The sequence below is a fragment of the Bacillus sp. Au-Bac7 genome (assembly GCF_021341655.1).
GTDB lineage: Bacteria > Bacillota > Bacilli > Bacillales > Cytobacillaceae > Niallia.
Genome location: NZ_JAJTTG010000003.1, coordinates 286,696 through 301,757, shown reverse-complemented (window position 1 = coordinate 301,757; position 15,062 = coordinate 286,696). Strand labels below are relative to the sequence as shown.

General features: G+C 39.4%; 17 protein-coding genes and 1 pseudogene. All 18 read left to right on the top strand.

Going from position 1 to position 15,062, the window contains the following annotated elements:
- The first annotated feature begins 2 nt into the window (after positions 1-2).
- Positions 3-860, top strand: coding sequence for a peptide chain release factor N(5)-glutamine methyltransferase (prmC, locus tag LXM54_RS14570; RefSeq protein ID WP_233316150.1), 858 nt, complete (start codon positions 3-5; stop codon positions 858-860).
- Between the two features lie 101 nt (positions 861-961).
- Positions 962-1,708 (top strand): stage II sporulation protein R, encoded by a 747-nt coding sequence (gene spoIIR / locus LXM54_RS14565; RefSeq protein ID WP_233315930.1) that lies wholly within the window; start codon positions 962-964, stop codon positions 1,706-1,708.
- Positions 1,709-1,924: 216 nt separating this feature from the next.
- Entirely contained in the window at positions 1,925-2,383 is a 459-nt protein-coding gene (locus LXM54_RS14560; protein WP_233315929.1) for a hypothetical protein, read from the top strand.
- 163 nt (positions 2,384-2,546) lie between these two features.
- Positions 2,547-3,587, top strand: coding sequence for an L-threonylcarbamoyladenylate synthase (locus LXM54_RS14555; protein ID WP_233315928.1), 1,041 nt, complete (start codon positions 2,547-2,549; stop codon positions 3,585-3,587).
- A gap of 109 nt (positions 3,588-3,696) precedes the next feature.
- Positions 3,697-4,251: a manganese efflux pump MntP gene (locus LXM54_RS14550; RefSeq protein WP_233315927.1), complete on the top strand. Its 555-nt coding sequence runs from the start codon at positions 3,697-3,699 to the stop codon at positions 4,249-4,251.
- A 199-nt stretch (positions 4,252-4,450) separates the two neighbouring features.
- On the top strand, positions 4,451-4,894 hold the full coding sequence (locus LXM54_RS14545; protein WP_233315926.1) for a low molecular weight protein arginine phosphatase: 444 nt from the start codon (positions 4,451-4,453) through the stop codon (positions 4,892-4,894).
- Positions 4,895-4,905: 11 nt separating this feature from the next.
- Positions 4,906-5,262: pseudogene (locus LXM54_RS28530) on the top strand (HAMP domain-containing protein); the annotation flags it as partial.
- A complete protein-coding gene (locus LXM54_RS14540; protein ID WP_442780492.1) occupies positions 5,254-6,201 on the top strand; it encodes a methyl-accepting chemotaxis protein in 948 nt (315 codons plus the stop codon). The pseudogene LXM54_RS28530 and the gene LXM54_RS14540, both read left to right, overlap by 9 nt.
- 128 nt (positions 6,202-6,329) lie before the next feature.
- Positions 6,330-6,779 carry a ribose 5-phosphate isomerase B gene (gene rpiB / locus LXM54_RS14535; protein ID WP_233315924.1) on the top strand — a complete coding sequence of 150 codons (450 nt, stop codon included), beginning with the start codon at positions 6,330-6,332 and terminating at the stop codon, positions 6,777-6,779.
- A gap of 32 nt (positions 6,780-6,811) precedes the next feature.
- On the top strand, positions 6,812-7,384 hold the full coding sequence (locus LXM54_RS14530; RefSeq protein ID WP_233315923.1) for a TIGR01440 family protein: 573 nt from the start codon (positions 6,812-6,814) through the stop codon (positions 7,382-7,384).
- A gap of 310 nt (positions 7,385-7,694) precedes the next feature.
- Positions 7,695-8,936 carry a serine hydroxymethyltransferase gene (gene glyA, locus LXM54_RS14525; RefSeq protein ID WP_233315922.1) on the top strand — a complete coding sequence of 414 codons (1,242 nt, stop codon included), beginning with the start codon at positions 7,695-7,697 and terminating at the stop codon, positions 8,934-8,936.
- Positions 8,937-9,089: 153 nt separating this feature from the next.
- Entirely contained in the window at positions 9,090-9,719 is a 630-nt protein-coding gene (gene upp, locus LXM54_RS14520; RefSeq protein WP_127739133.1) for a uracil phosphoribosyltransferase, read from the top strand.
- Positions 9,720-9,857: 138 nt separating this feature from the next.
- Positions 9,858-12,086, top strand: a complete 2,229-nt coding sequence (locus LXM54_RS14515) for a S8 family serine peptidase (protein WP_325169578.1) — start codon at positions 9,858-9,860, stop codon at positions 12,084-12,086.
- 403 nt (positions 12,087-12,489) lie between these two features.
- The gene (locus LXM54_RS14510; protein ID WP_233315921.1) at positions 12,490-12,879 is read left to right on the top strand and encodes an ATP synthase subunit I; all 390 of its coding nucleotides are present in this window, start codon (positions 12,490-12,492) and stop codon (positions 12,877-12,879) included.
- A gap of 25 nt (positions 12,880-12,904) precedes the next feature.
- The gene (atpB, locus tag LXM54_RS14505) at positions 12,905-13,609 is read left to right on the top strand and encodes a F0F1 ATP synthase subunit A (protein ID WP_396953816.1); all 705 of its coding nucleotides are present in this window, start codon (positions 12,905-12,907) and stop codon (positions 13,607-13,609) included.
- A gap of 70 nt (positions 13,610-13,679) precedes the next feature.
- Complete coding sequence (gene atpE, locus LXM54_RS14500) at positions 13,680-13,892, top strand: F0F1 ATP synthase subunit C (protein WP_127739009.1); 213 nt, start codon at positions 13,680-13,682, stop codon at positions 13,890-13,892.
- Positions 13,893-13,994: 102 nt separating this feature from the next.
- Complete coding sequence (locus LXM54_RS14495; RefSeq protein WP_233315919.1) at positions 13,995-14,525, top strand: F0F1 ATP synthase subunit B; 531 nt, start codon at positions 13,995-13,997, stop codon at positions 14,523-14,525.
- Positions 14,522-15,058, top strand: a complete 537-nt coding sequence (locus LXM54_RS14490) for a F0F1 ATP synthase subunit delta (protein WP_233315918.1) — start codon at positions 14,522-14,524, stop codon at positions 15,056-15,058. The genes LXM54_RS14495 and LXM54_RS14490 overlap by 4 nt, the downstream gene beginning before the upstream one ends.
- The last annotated feature ends 4 nt before the right edge of the window (positions 15,059-15,062 follow it).

The window sequence follows — 15,062 nt, the reverse complement described above, 5'->3', positions numbered from 1 at the left end:
AAATGAAAGTTTTTGAAGCCCTTAAATGGGCTTCTTCTTATTTGCAGGAGCACGGACGGGAGGAGCATGCCGGCGAGCTTTTACTGCGGCATGCATTAGGTGTGACTCGTTCCGAAATGTTAATGAAATTTCGGGATGATATGAGTGAAGAGTCCTTTAAGCTGTTTGAGCAAAATATCACTCTTCATGGTAAAGGGATACCAATTCAATATTTAATTGGCTATGAAGAATTTTATGGCCGTATTTTTGAAGTGAATGAAGAAGTTCTAATCCCGAGGCCTGAAACAGAAGAACTTGTATATCATATGTTGGAGCGAATCAAGGTTTTATATGGAAGTCGGGAAGTCAGTATAGTTGATATAGGCACAGGAAGCGGAGCAATAGCTGTTACGATGAAGCTGGAAAACCCTAGACTGCAAGTGACTGCAAGCGATTTGTTTGAGGAATCATTACAGGTTGCAAAAAAGAACGCAGAGAGAAATGGTGCTGAATCAATTGATTTTGTCCATGGTGATTTGTTTGAACCGTTTATAAAAACAGGCAGGAGGTTCGATGTAGTCCTTTCTAATCCTCCATACATTCCAGATGAAGATATTGCTGAAATGTCAGAAGTAGTTGTAGAGCATGAGCCTCATCGGGCACTGTTTGCTGGAATAGATGGTTTGGATATTTATAAGAGAATTTGTGCACAGCTGCCTTCCGTTTTAAAGGATAAAGGCATAGTCGGCTTTGAGGTCGGCATGGGTCAAAGCGAGGCAGTTTCACAACTGCTGTTAGATGCCTTTCCTGCAGCTAAGGTGGATGTTGTGTATGATATTAATAAAAAGGATCGAATGGTCTTTGCAGAAGTTGGATTTTAACCGCGGTTCTTCCGCGGTTTTTTATTTTGAAAAAAATAAAAGTTGCTAGTTTAAGAATCTATTAATCTGTCCACACTGTTTGTACAAGGGGGCGAATTAATATGAAAAGAAAATCAATGGCAACAAGTTATATATTTGTACTTATCATATCAACTATTTTTAGTTTATATATACCGAAAAACGAAGTAACAGCAAACGAGCAAGTGGTGATTCCAAATGATGCTATCAGACTAAGAATCTTAGCGAACAGTGACAGTGAAGAAGATCAAGCTTTAAAACGAAAAGTTAGGGATGCAGTGAATGCAGAAATTACAAAGTGGGTAGCAGATTTAACTTCAAAGCAAGCAGCTGAACAGCTATTAAAAGCAAAGCAGCCGGAAATTCAAAAAATAGCAGAAAACGTAGTTATGGAAGAAAATTCTGATCAGGCAGTGAAAGTGAAATTCGGAAAAGTAGATTTTCCTACAAAGCTTTATGGAGAGTTCTTATATCCTGCAGGCGAGTATGAAGCAATCTTAATTACATTAGGAGCAGGTGAAGGTGCAAATTGGTGGTGTGTATTATTTCCGCCATTATGTTTCCTTGATTTCTCCAACAGTGTTGCTGTAAGTGACGGATTTGAAGAGGAGAAGAAGGAAGAGGGCAGCAAGCAGAAAGAAAAAGCAGATAAGGAAGAAGCAGATAGTAAAACAGCAAGTGCGGAGTCAGTGAAAAAAGAAGCAAAACAGGAAAATAAAAAAGAAGAAAAAGAAAACAAGGAAGACCCTGTCTATGTTGATGAATCAACAGAGAGTGATGTAGAAGTGAAATTTTTCTTAGTAGAGCTTTGGGATAAAATTTTTGGATGAAAAGAAGCCATCTGCGCAAGTAGTATACTGCAGATGGCTTTACAATTTTAGAAATCAACGATATTTTCTGCTAAGTGTTATATAATAATGGTCGGAATTGCTGATGGTAGATAGATACATATATATTAGAAAATATTCTATCATTTTTTTCGGTCCCTTTTCATATTAATAGAATTAAGAGCAGATTCATTTTATGATAAAAAGGAGACGGAGATAATGGAGCATATCGTACGTAAAGCAAATCGTGAGGATTTAGAGAGCTTGAAGGATTTTATGGGAACAACAGAAGTGAAGTTACATGATCTCGAAAGCTGGATTGACTTCTGTCTTCTAGCGAGTGATGCAGAGTCAGGCATGCTGAAGGGAACGATCGGTATTCAGCCTTTTGCAGATTCTGGATTATTAAGAGCGCTAGTGCTTAAGGAAGGATCTGCAGAGGAAATTCTATTTTTACTCCAGCAGGCGATAAAGTTGGCTAAAGAAAAAAATTTAGGTATGCTATATTGCGTAGTAAATAATAAAAATGCGAGTAATCTCTTTTATTTGCTGGGCTTTAAGGAGATTAATGTCGAAGATTTGCCTGTTGATGTCAGAGAGTCATCAACAGTTAATGCGATGAAAGTTGTGAATAACTCGAAAATTATGTATTATTCCATTAATAATGTGGATAATTAAGGAGAGTTATCCACAAAAATCATCATTTTATTCACAATTTGTGGACAAGTCAGATAAAAGATAAAAATTTTGGCGTGAATCAGTTAAAAAATTCTTGTCGAAAATTGAAGAATCACAAGCAATTTCATGTATTTAAACAAGTTTTGGCTAAAGGTGGATAAGTATGAAGACAAATATATGGTCAGTGGATAAGTATGTGGATATAGATAGTGGTTATCCACAAATACAACAGGCTGCAGACCTTTTAAACAAGAATGAAGTAGTTGCATTTCCAACAGAAACGGTTTACGGACTTGGAGGTAATGCCAAAAGCGATGAGGCGATAGCTAAAATCTTTGCTGCTAAAGGGAGGCCGTCAGATAATCCTCTCATTATTCATATCGCTAATAAAGAGCAGCTGACAGAACTAGTTTCAGAAGTGCCCGAGAAGGCTGAACAGCTCATGGAGGCTTTCTGGCCAGGAGCGCTGACAATTATTTTCCGATTGAAGGAAGGAGCCTTGTCTAAGCTTGCTACTGCAGGACTAGTTACTGTTGGAGTAAGAATGCCTGATCATCCTGTTGCACTAAGGCTGCTCGAAGAGGCTAATTTGCCAATCGCTGCACCGAGTGCTAATACTTCTGGCAAGCCGAGTCCAACTACAGCTCTTCATGTGAAGGAAGATTTAGATTCTATCATAGCAGGCATTGTCGATGGTGGTCCAACTGGTGTCGGAGTGGAGTCAACAGTAATTGACTGCACGGATGCTGTACCGACGATTTTGCGTCCAGGTGGAGTGTCACAGGAGGAAATGGAAAAAGTCATTGGAGAAGTGAAGCTTGATAAGGCGCTTGTAAATAAAGAGTCTGCCCCGAAGGCACCAGGGATGAAGTACACGCATTATGCCCCAAACGCACCGTTGTTTTTAGTCAAGGCTCCAAGAGAAAGAATTCAGGAGTTAGTAGCGGAAGAACGTCGGAATGGCAAAAAAGCAGGAGTGCTTACAACAGAAGAAAATCAAGATTTCTACCAAGCAGATTATATTTTTGTATGTGGAAAAAGAGCTGAATTATCCACAGTCGCTGCGAATTTATATGATGGGCTGAGAAGCTTTAACCATAGTAATGTTGATATTATTTTTTCTGAGATGTTTCCATATGAAGGTCTAGGATACGCAATCATGAACAGATTAATGAAAGCAGCCTCTCACCAAGTGATTGAATAACCCTGAGGAAAAAATGCCAAAAGAAATTTCTGAATAGACCATAGACAAAATGCTTCTAAAAAAACTTGGACGTGCATATTCTTAACTAGCAAGTCCAAGGGGGAAGGTAATGTCTACACTAATCGGAGAAATATTTACACTTATGCTGATGGCATTTGCTTTAGGAATGGACGCATTTTCTGTTGGGCTGGGAATGGGAATGTACAGACTCCGGCTAAGGCAAATAATGAAGATAGGATTTATTATCGGAATATTTCATGTCATTATGCCGCTTGCAGGCATCCTAGCTGGAAGATTCTTATCTGATAATTTTGGAGAAATTGCCGGTATTATTGGAGGAGTGCTTCTTGTCATTTTAGGTGTGCAAATGATATGGACTGGCTTTAAAGAAGATGATGAACATAAAATCACACCAGTCGGATTCGGCCTGATTGTGTTTGCGGTCAGTGTGAGCCTGGACAGCTTTTCAGTCGGCTTAAGCTTAGGTATTTATAAAGCGAAAACATGGCTAGTTCTGCTTGCTTTTGGCTTGAGCGCAACATTACTCACATGGTTCGGCTTGATTATTGGGAGAAAAGCACAAGGACTTTTAGGTAATTACGGTGAGGTGTTAGGCGGAGGGATATTGCTTGCTTTTGGCGTAAAGCTGCTATTACATCTTTAACTACATCGAAGTGATAAACATGCAGGCAGCTTCATTGACAGGCTGCCTTTTTGTTTTGCAAAAACAGCTAAATCTTTGGAATGAAGTGTAAAAATAATAATTCCTGTCGATAGATATAGTAGTGATTCCAAATGGTGACATAAAATTAGGCTGACAAAAAAGTCTATACTATACTTTTACTTAAAAGGAGGTAGAAAATATGGTACGTGTACTGTTTGTTTGTACAGGGAACACTTGTCGCAGCCCAATGGCAGAAGCAATCCTTAAGAATAGCAGCGTAAATATCGAAGTTAAATCTGCCGGTGTTTATGCAATAGACGGCGCGGAGGCTTCTTATCAATTGAAGGAAGTGCTTGCGGAAAAGGGAATGGAACATAATCATCGCTCCTCCATGCTGACTAGCGACTTGTTAGACTGGGCAACACATGTGTTTACGATGACGGTCGGCCATAAGAATGCAATTGTCAATCAGTTTCCCCATGCAATTGAAAAAACATTTACGTTAAAGGAATTTGTAAATGATGATAAGTATGGAGATATTGTCGATCCATTTGGAGGTTCGGTCGAGCTTTATAGAATGACATATCAGGAATTACATAGCTTGATACAGTCACTGATAAAAAAATTAGAAATGGAAAACTAGGGGAGAACAAAATGGATAAGACTGCTTCATATAGGTTCAGCTTAAGAAAGAAACTGGCATTGTTTATTACAGTATTGGCATTGATTACTTACTCAACAAGTGCGTTTTTCATCTATGTTCTGTTTCCTTTGCTTCCAGATGATTTAGGAATTAGTGCCTTTGTATTTAATCTTCTTACATTGACATTAGGAGTCTTATGGTCTGGATTTCTGGCATTTTTGGCAGCGGGTTTTATCATTAAGCCGCTTAAGCGTCTGGAGCAGAGTGCAATTAAAGCAGCACATGGAGATATAAGAGAAGAAGTGGAAATTTCAAGTTCGGATGATGAAATTCAATCACTAGGCATTGCTTATAATGATATGCTGGCTAACTTGCGGGAAATGGTTAAAAGTATTGAAGATAACTTTAACAGCACTAATGCAACAGTTAAAACAATTACAGGTAAATCACAGGAAGCTCATGAACAGACAGTGTCTATTTCAAAGGCAGTGGAAGAAATTGCAGGCGGATCTGAGGTAGCAGCCAATTCTGTTCAAGCAACAGCTGAAGCAGTGGAGCAGTCGATGAAAATTGCCCAAACAGTCCAGGAAAATGCAGATCATACACAGCAAATCTCTAATGAAATGCTTGCAAACTTAGATGAAACGAATAAAGTGGTTCATTCTCTTGTAGCTGGCCTTAAGCAGTTGGCCGAAGAAAACAGCCGTTCCTTATCATCTGTAAAAAGATTAGAAGATAATGCCGCTAAAATCGGTGATATTCTAAAGTTTGTTGGAACAATTGCCTCACAAACAAACTTACTTGCTTTAAATGCCTCCATTGAAGCGGCAAGAGCTGGGGAACACGGTAAAGGATTTGCGGTTGTAGCAGAAGAGGTAAGGGTTCTAGCGGATGAGAGCGCCAAAGCTGTTGAAGGTGTTGGTGAACTAATTGCCAATATGCAGTCAGAAGTCAAAAATGTCGTTGGCCAGATTAAACAGCAGGTTCAAAGCGCCAATGCAGAAGCACAACAAGGTGAAAAAACGAATGCTACCCTTCAAGAAATGACAGCTATTGTGAAACAAATGGCAGATTCCACTAAACATATTACAGCCCAAGTTCATCAGCAAATGGAGCAGATTGAGCATACCTCCAGACAGTCTCAAGAAGTAGCGGCAATTGCGGAGGAGACATCTGCAGGAACGCAGCAGGTAATGATTATTGCAGAAAGCCAGACGAAGATCATTAATGAAGTTGATATTCTTGCAATGGAGCTTCAGCAGCAGGCTGAGCAGCTGAAAGAAACTATCACCAGATTTAAGATTTAATCGTATTATAAGTGCTTTTTCCTGCTTACTTTTTACTTAGTTTTCTGTTTCTAAAAAGAATGTAAACAGCCTTTCTATTTGCTCTTTTTTATGTGAAAATAATAGAGGAATAAGAGGAGGTTAACAGGATGAAAGTTGCTATAGCTTCAGATCATGGCGGATTGAATATTAGAGAAGAAATCAAAAGCTTGCTTAATGAATTGCAGATAGAATATGTAGATTTTGGGTGTGATTGCACTACTTCAGTAGATTACCCGGATTATGCACTGCCAGTTGCAGAAAAGGTTGCGAGCGGAGAGTTCGATCGCGGGATTCTGATTTGCGGAACTGGTATTGGCATGAGCATCGCAGCTAATAAAGTAAAAGGTATCAGATGCGCACTTGTGCATGATGTTTACAGCGCCAGATTGACTAGGGAGCATAATGACAGCAATGTGATTGCAATGGGAGAAAGAGTAATTGGTCCGGGACTTGCCCGGGAAATAGCGAAGACTTGGCTGCTTTCTGATTTTAGCGGCAGCAGACATCAAACAAGAATCGATAAAATCGCAAACTATGAATTAGAAACATCTTCCTAAGCATAATGCTATAACGAAAGGCAGTGTTGTTTATGGGTATAGATAAGTCATTGTTAGTGGAACAGCTGCACAGCATCTTAAATGATTATCAAGAACAGGCAAATTTGACGAGCCGCCATCTGTTTGTTGTTGGCTGCAGCACAAGTGAAGTCATCGGTGAAAGAATCGGGACTGCAGGTGCTGAGGATGTCGCAAGTATTATCTTTCAAGAGTTTAAGCAATACGAGGAACAAACAGGTGTTGCATTGGCTTTTCAATGTTGTGAACATCTAAACAGAGCTTTAGTAGTTGAGCGTAAGCTGCAAGAGGAAAAAGGTTGGCCGGAAGTTACTGTTATTCCTGTACGCCAGGCAGGTGGAGCTATGGCGGCATATGCTTATCAGCATATGGCAGATCCTGTTGTCGTTGAACATATTACAGCAGACGGCGGCATTGATATCGGAGATACTTTAATAGGAATGCATATAAAGCATGTTGCAGTGCCGATAAGAGTAGCGCAAAAGCAGCTCGGTGCAGCACATGTCACTCTTGCCAAAGCAAGACCAAAGCTGATTGGCGGACAAAGAGCTGTATATGAAAAAAATAAAGAGAATGAATCTTGCTAGAAAAAAGATATCCTGAAAGAAGTCAGGATATCTTTTTTTATTAAACAAATAAACTGCTAATCTAAAAACGGCAGTGTTTTTTATATATGATAACTGCTAAATCTTATAAAAAAAACGAATTTATATTATTTTAAGAAAATAATCAGATGGAATTGGATGTTTTCTTAGCAAAACACGAACAATAAATAAAGGTATAAAAATAATAATTCGTATTTTTTAGCTTCTTTTTAAATTTGTTACGTGTTAGAATATAAGAAGATTTTCCGTAGAATCAAAGAAATATAATATAAGTGTTACAGGGAGGATTCAAATGAAGCATTTAGCACAAAACGACCAACAAGTATACAAAGCTATTCAGCAAGAATTGGGCCGCCAACGATCAAAAATCGAGTTGATTGCATCAGAGAATTTCGTAAGTGAGGCAGTAATGGAAGCACAAGGTTCTGTCCTTACAAATAAATATGCAGAAGGCTATCCGGCAAAACGTTATTATGGCGGTTGTGAATATGTTGATATTGTTGAAGATATCGCTCGCGATCGTGCGAAAGAAATTTTTGGTGCAGAGCATGTCAATGTTCAACCCCATTCTGGAGCACAAGCAAATATGGCTGTATATTTCACTATACTTGAGCAAGGGGACACAGTGCTCGGTATGAATCTTTCCCACGGCGGACATTTAACACATGGAAGCCCAGTAAACTTTAGTGGTGTTCAATATAACTTTGTTGAATATGGTGTTGACAAGGAAACAGAACAAATCAATTATGAGGACGTGCTTGAAAAAGCTCGCGAACATAAGCCGAAGCTTATCGTAGCTGGTGCTAGTGCATACCCTCGCGCGATTGATTTCAAGAAATTCCGTGAGATTGCAGATGAAGTTGGCGCATACTTAATGGTCGACATGGCTCATATCGCCGGACTTGTTGCTGCAGGATTGCATGAAAATCCAGTTCCGTATGCAGATTTTGTTACAACAACAACACATAAAACATTAAGAGGCCCTCGCGGCGGAATGATCCTTTGTAAAGAGGAGTTCGGCAAAAAAATCGATAAGTCAATCTTCCCAGGAATCCAGGGTGGACCACTTATGCATGTCATTTCTGCTAAAGCTGTTGCTTTTGGAGAAGTATTGCAAGATGACTTTAAAGTATATGCTGAAAACATTATCGCAAATGCAAAGAGATTAGCAGAAGGATTACAAAAAGAAGGTTTGAGACTTGTATCTAATGGAACAGACAATCACCTGTTGCTAGTAGATTTACAGACTCTTGGACTGACTGGTAAAGTTGCCGAGCATGTTTTGGATGAAGTCGGCATTACGGTAAACAAAAATACAATTCCATTTGATCCTGCAAGTCCATTCGTGACAAGCGGAGTTCGTATCGGTACAGCTGCTGTGACATCCCGCGGTTTCGGTTTGGAAGATATGGACGAAATTGCTTCTATTATCGGCTTCACATTGAAAAATCATGAAGATCAAGAAAAATTAGCAGAAGCAGCTAAAAGAGTGGAAGCATTGACTAGCAAATTTGTATTGTATAAAGAACTATAAGAAACAGCAGCCAGCCTATCATAAGCATAGGCTGGCTCTTTTTTGGGTAAAAATAATGTAAGTAAAGTTAAACTTTCAGTTGATTTGAAAGCCTTTTTTCTGTAGAATTACAAGAAGTGTGTTTACGATAAAGAAGGAAACGGAGTGAAAGATGTGGCAAAAGTATACGTATTTGATCACCCACTTATTCAACATAAACTTACATACATTCGTGAGAAACAAACAGGTACAAAAGAATTCAGAGAGTTAGTAGATGAAGTGGCAACATTGATGGCTTTTGAAATCACTCGTGATATGCCTTTAGAAGAAATTGAAATTGATACTCCAGTAAGCAGAACAAAATCAAACGTACTTTCCGGTAAGAAGATAGGGATTATTCCAATCCTGCGCGCAGGTATCGGAATGGTTGACGGTATCCTGAAGCTTATCCCAGCTGCAAAAGTTGGACATATTGGGCTTTACCGTGATCCAAAGACACTTAAGCCTGTAGAATATTATGTGAAGCTTCCGTCTGATGTAGAAGAAAGAGATTTCATTGTAGTAGATCCAATGCTTGCAACAGGCGGTTCAGCGATTGAAGCAATCAACTCCTTGAAAACAAGAGGCGGAAAGAACATCAAGTTCATGTGCTTAATTGCAGCACCTGAAGGTGTAGAACTTCTAAAAGAAGCTCACCCAGATGTAGATATTTATATCGCTGCACTTGATGAGAAGCTAAACGAAAAAGGTTACATTGTTCCAGGTCTTGGAGACGCTGGTGACCGATTGTTCGGAACTAAATAAATAGCTAAAAGACTGGCCTGTATAGGTCAGTCTTTTTTTTGTGCTTCGAGAACATGTAACCAAAAATGCCCACACATATTTTAATCACTTCTGCAAATTATAAAACCAACTACAGCCCCTTTGCTAAGGAGAATACATATGAAGAAACTAATCCTGCTGCTATCGCTTATAATCCTCCCTTGTTCTAATCATATTATTGCAGCTGCGCTCGAGCTCCCTGATCTACCAATAGAAAGCAAACAGGAAAAAAAGGTAGCCATTGTAAAGCTAAAAGGCGGATGTTCTCAGGCGAAAGTGAACGAGCTAATGACGAAACTGAAAAGTGGCGAAAAGAGAACCGTATTTTGTGAAATTTTTTCAGGATTTTCCGTGCGCGCTACGGTAGATGATTTGCATAAGCTTGCTGACAATCATGATGTGGAGCTTGTATCACAAGTTAAAACATATACTGCAGAAAGTGAACGGCCTGCTGAGATAATTGGTGTTGATTGGATAAGAGGGGCATTAAAGGAGAGCTCTGCCTTGACTGGAAAGGGAATAAAGGTAGGAGTGATTGATACAGGCATTGATTATAATCATCCTGACTTAAAGAAAAGCTTTAAAAGAGGCTGGGATTTTGTTGATCGTGATAAGGACCCGATGGAAACAGTCGGAAACGGGTTAAGAGATACTTTGCATGGTACACATGTCGCTGGAATTATTGCCGCAAAGGGCAAGCATCAAGGAGTTGCTCCAAATGCAGAAATTTATGCGTACCGTGCGCTTGGTCCTGGAGGAGCAGGAACAACAGAGCAAATATTAAGTGCGATTGAAAAAGCGGTAAAGGATAAGGTCGATGTGCTTAACCTCTCACTTGGCAGTGAAGTGAACGGGCCGGATTTGCCGATAAGTATTGCCTTAAATAAGGCAGTTGAGAAAGGGATTGTGGCTGTTGCAGCAGCAGGGAATGCAGGGCCATCCGATTGGACAGTAGGTTCTCCGGGCACAGCTGCTAAGGCTATATCAGTTGGAGCAACAACACCTAATATGAAAATTCCTTATATAGAGGTAGACGGAGCAAGGATTATCTTAAATAAGATGGATAAAAGTAAGCAATGGAGCTTTACAAATAGTTTAGAAATAGCACAAGGGGGGCTTGGCCGCAAGAAGGAGTTAAATAACGTAAAAGGAAAGGTAGTGCTCCTGAAGCGGGGGGAGCTAACGTTTGGGGAAAAAGCTGAAAATGCATATAAGGCAGGAGCGAAGGCTGTTCTTATTATGAATGATATGGATGGTCCTCTGCTTGGAAGCTTGGAAAAAGATATACCAATTCCAGTTGCAGGCGTAACGAAACAGGAAGGCAGTATTCTCCTTGAGAAGCTTGGCAAAAATAAGTTATATGCAAAAATCAACAGTTATTGGGAAAAAGATATTCTGGCAGAGTTCAGCTCAAGAGGACCTGTCACAAGCACATGGGATATAAAGCCAGATGTTGTTGCTCCTGGGGTAGTGATTAACAGCACAGTGCCTGGAGGCTATCTGGCGCTTCAAGGCACGAGCATGGCAGCTCCTCATGTAGCCGGTGCTGCTGCTCTTCTGCTAGAAGCTCATCCTGATTGGAGTCCGGAAGATGTGAAGGCAGCTTTAATGAATACAGCACTGCCGCTCCGCAACAGAAACGGGGAACTTTACAAGGTGTATGAGCAAGGTGCTGGCAGAATCCAGGTGGATAAAGCTGTACGAGCAGAGGTGCTTGTTTTGCCGGGCAGCATGAGATTCGGGAAATTTAAGCTTGCAGACCATCTACATGAACATACTTCCTATTTAACAATAGTCAACAAAGGAAGTGAACCTCAATGGGTAACATTTAAACAGCCTGCTAAGCAAAGAGGCATGACATGGCAGTTGCCGTTGTCCTTTACATTAGCTCCCGGCAGTACCAAAAAAGTGCCGATCCGAATGATGATAGACAATAAATTATTTAAAAACAAGCTGCAGAATGGAGCGCTTGAAGTAAATGCAGGTAGGAATTCCATAACGATACCATATTTGTATGTACTTGAAGAACCGGAATATCCTCGTTTAATGGGCTTTAATATGGTAGAGGAGAATAATGGGAGCTTCAGTTATGAAGCCTATTTACCGACAGGTGCCGAAGAGTTTGGCATAGCTGCATTCGATAAGGAGTCCTTAAAGTTTGTGAAATTTCTTGATTGGAAAAAAGAGGTGAAACGAGGTCAGTTAAAGGGGAATATTAAGAAAGATTCTCTGCCAGACAGTGGTATATATGAAATTATTGCGTTTGCCAAAAAAGCAGGCAAAGAAGATGCTGTCAACGGACAATTAACGGTTGTAGGTAACAAAGTTAATTATAGTGAAAAACGTTAAGCGAAAATAGTTTGGCTATTGTAAACATCTCCCTAATATAAAAGTAATAGGAAATTAATTGAAAGATATGTGAATAATCTCCTTTTTCGATATAAAATTTTTCGATTCATGATAGAATAAAAAAGAAAATTTTTACCGGGAAAGGAGAGAAAAAATAAAACGCTTCATATATGATAATTTAGGGGTTAAACGATAATATTTAAAGGTGAGATTTTAATCTTTTTATGTTGTTAATACTAATTGACATTTGACATAACCTTATTGTATGCTTACAAAGTAGATGATAGGGTTTTCAGGGCCTTTTCAAAAAATATTGCTTTTTTTGTGACGCAAAAAAGGCTGTTTTTGTTCCCTGTTAAAGCTGTCTGAAAGAAAGTCTGTTGTCAGGAGATTTGGCTAAATTATGTTTGAAATAAAGCAGATGCTTACAAAACAACTTAAGTACATATCTATACTGCTTTCACTTTACCTTATCGGGTGGGTTGCAACCCCTTATAAGCCTGTTTTTATGGGTCTGTTAATTGGGACAGCCTTAAGCCTTTATAATATTTGGCTTTTAGTGAGAAGGATGGCAAGATTCAGCAGAAACATAGATGAAGGAAAAAAAACGCAATCATTAGGAATGCTGCAAAGAATGGCGGCTGCGGTCCTTGGGGTTGCATTAGCCATGGAATTTCCTGAGCAGATACACCTTATCAGCGTTGTTATTGGATTAATGACGGCTTACATAGTCATTATGATAGATTACTTATTTAGTACTATTTTTAAAAATAGTATTAGAAAAGAGAGGTGAGAATTGCTTGGATCACAAAGAGAAAGTGTTTTACCTTTTCGGTTCGGAATACTTGAGAGTAGATTTATCCAGTGTCTTGATGATAGCCATAACAAGTTTGATCGTATTTATTATCGCTGTTGCTGCAACGCGCCGACTGGCCCTCAAGCCTACAGGGATGCAGAACATGATCGAATGGGTAATGGACTTCGTGAAAAACATCATCAAAAGCAACATGGATTGGAAAGATGGAGGGAAGTTCCACATGTTAGGGATGACAATCATCTTTTACGTGTTAATTTCCAACCTGCTTGGTTTGCCGTTTTCTATAGTGGTTGACGGTGTTCTTTGGTGGAAATCACCAACAGCCGATCCGATTATCACATTGACATTAGCTTCTATGATCATTGCATTGACACATTATTATGGTGTTAAGCAAAAAGGAGTTAAAGGGTATTTCAAAGGCTATGTTCAGCCGATGAAGTTCTTGCTTCCTTTAAAGATAATCGAAGAGTTTTCCAATACTTTGACGCTTGGTTTGCGTCTGTACGGAAATATTTATGCCGGGGAACTGCTATTGTCTCTATTAGTAGGTTCATTAGCGTGGACAGGATGGGCAGGCTTTATTGCTGCAATTCCTTTAACAATGGCATGGCAAGGTTTTTCTATCTTCATAGGGTTTATACAAGCCTATATCTTTACAATGTTAACTTTTGTTTACATGTCTCATAAAGTAAGTGACGAGCATTAATCTATTCCCTTATTTTTTTAAGGTGAAACTATAAAAAAATCATATTGATATATTTAGGAGGAAATTAATAATGAATCTTTTAGCAGCAGCAATCGCAATTGGTTTATCAGCATTAGGAGCAAGTATTGGTAACGGTTTGATCGTAGGACGTACAGTTGAAGGGATTGCACGCCAACCAGAAGCACGCGGTTTCCTACAAACAACAATGTTCATCGGGGTAGCATTAGTTGAGGCATTGCCGATTATCGGAGTTGTAATTGCATTCATGGTACTTAACCGTTAATAAATAGCTAAAAAATGGCGAAGACTTTTTTGAAAACTTCGCCTTTACTTTATGCAAAAAAAGTCAGTTTGAAGGTAAGCAGTTGGAAGGGAGTGAACCGTTGTGTTATTAAATAGCTTCGTATTAGGAGCTGCTGGAGCAGCTTCTCACGGTATAAATGGTGGAACAGCCATATTTCAATTAGTAATCTTTTTAATTCTTCTTGCGCTATTGAAGAAATTCGCATGGGGACCGATTATGGGAATCATGAAGCAAAGGGAAGAATTTGTAGCAAATGAAATAAACAGTGCGGAGAAAAACCGCATCGAGTCTTCTAAGCTTCTAGAAGAACAGCGGGCATTGCTGAAAGAGGCGCGCACTGAGGCAAAAGAATTGATCGACAATGCAAAGGCTCAAGGTGAGCTGCAAAGAGAAACAATCATTGCTGATGCAAGAAAAGATGCGGAAAGACTAAAGAATTCAGCATTGCTTGAAATTGAACAACAGAAGGAAAAGGCAGTTGTTGCAATTCGCGAGCAAGTTAGTTCCCTATCTGTATTAATCGCTTCTAAAGTAATCGAAAAAGAGCTGAGTGAACAGGATCAGGAGAAACTGATTAATGATTACATACAAGAGGTAGGCGAAAAACGATGATGGATACAGGAGTATCAAAGCGCTATGCTTTAGCCCTTTTCCAAATCGCGAAAGAAAATGGCAATGTGGAACAGTTGGAAGAGGAAATGCGTGTTGTAAAAGCAGTTGTGGCCAACTCACCGGATTTGCAGCAAGTTTTCAAGTCTCCTAATATCTCATTGGAGCAAAAGAAAGAGATAGTAAAAAATGCGTTCAGTTCAGCAAGTGTTCATGTGCAAAACATGTTGATGCTTTTAATGGACAGACATCGCGAAGATTATATCGTCAGCATCTGTAATTACTTTTTGGAATTTGTTAATGATGCAAAAGGAATTGCAGAAGCGAAAGTCTACTCTGTAAGACAACTTACAGATAGTGAAAAATCGGCTATCTCTGCGGCATTTGCTGCCAAAGTAGGGAAACTGTCGCTAAATATTGAAAATATTGTTGATTCCAACCTTTTGGGCGGAATTAAAGTTCGCATAGGTAACAAAATATTCGACGGCAGCTTACAAGGCAAGCTTGCACGTCTGCAACGTACATTATTAGGATAAGATT

Excerpts from the sequence above, each read along its gene's own strand:
- LXM54_RS14540 (WP_442780492.1), top strand. The coding sequence starts at position 5,254 with ATGCTGGCTAACTTGCGGGAAATGGTTAAAAGTATTGAAGATAACTTT.
- glyA (WP_233315922.1), top strand. The coding sequence starts at position 7,695 with ATGAAGCATTTAGCACAAAACGACCAACAAGTATACAAAGCTATTCAG.
- atpE (WP_127739009.1), top strand. The coding sequence starts at position 13,680 with ATGAATCTTTTAGCAGCAGCAATCGCAATTGGTTTATCAGCATTAGGA.
- LXM54_RS14515 (WP_325169578.1), top strand. The coding sequence starts at position 9,858 with ATGAAGAAACTAATCCTGCTGCTATCGCTTATAATCCTCCCTTGTTCT.
- rpiB (WP_233315924.1), top strand. The coding sequence starts at position 6,330 with ATGAAAGTTGCTATAGCTTCAGATCATGGCGGATTGAATATTAGAGAA.
- LXM54_RS14545 (WP_233315926.1), top strand. The coding sequence starts at position 4,451 with ATGGTACGTGTACTGTTTGTTTGTACAGGGAACACTTGTCGCAGCCCA.
- LXM54_RS14530 (WP_233315923.1), top strand. The coding sequence starts at position 6,812 with ATGGGTATAGATAAGTCATTGTTAGTGGAACAGCTGCACAGCATCTTA.
- LXM54_RS14510 (WP_233315921.1), top strand. The coding sequence starts at position 12,490 with ATGTTTGAAATAAAGCAGATGCTTACAAAACAACTTAAGTACATATCT.
- prmC (WP_233316150.1), top strand. The coding sequence starts at position 3 with ATGAAAGTTTTTGAAGCCCTTAAATGGGCTTCTTCTTATTTGCAGGAG.
- LXM54_RS14550 (WP_233315927.1), top strand. The coding sequence starts at position 3,697 with ATGTCTACACTAATCGGAGAAATATTTACACTTATGCTGATGGCATTT.
- LXM54_RS14490 (WP_233315918.1), top strand. The coding sequence starts at position 14,522 with ATGATGGATACAGGAGTATCAAAGCGCTATGCTTTAGCCCTTTTCCAA.
- LXM54_RS14555 (WP_233315928.1), top strand. The coding sequence starts at position 2,547 with ATGAAGACAAATATATGGTCAGTGGATAAGTATGTGGATATAGATAGT.
- spoIIR (WP_233315930.1), top strand. The coding sequence starts at position 962 with ATGAAAAGAAAATCAATGGCAACAAGTTATATATTTGTACTTATCATA.
- LXM54_RS14560 (WP_233315929.1), top strand. The coding sequence starts at position 1,925 with ATGGAGCATATCGTACGTAAAGCAAATCGTGAGGATTTAGAGAGCTTG.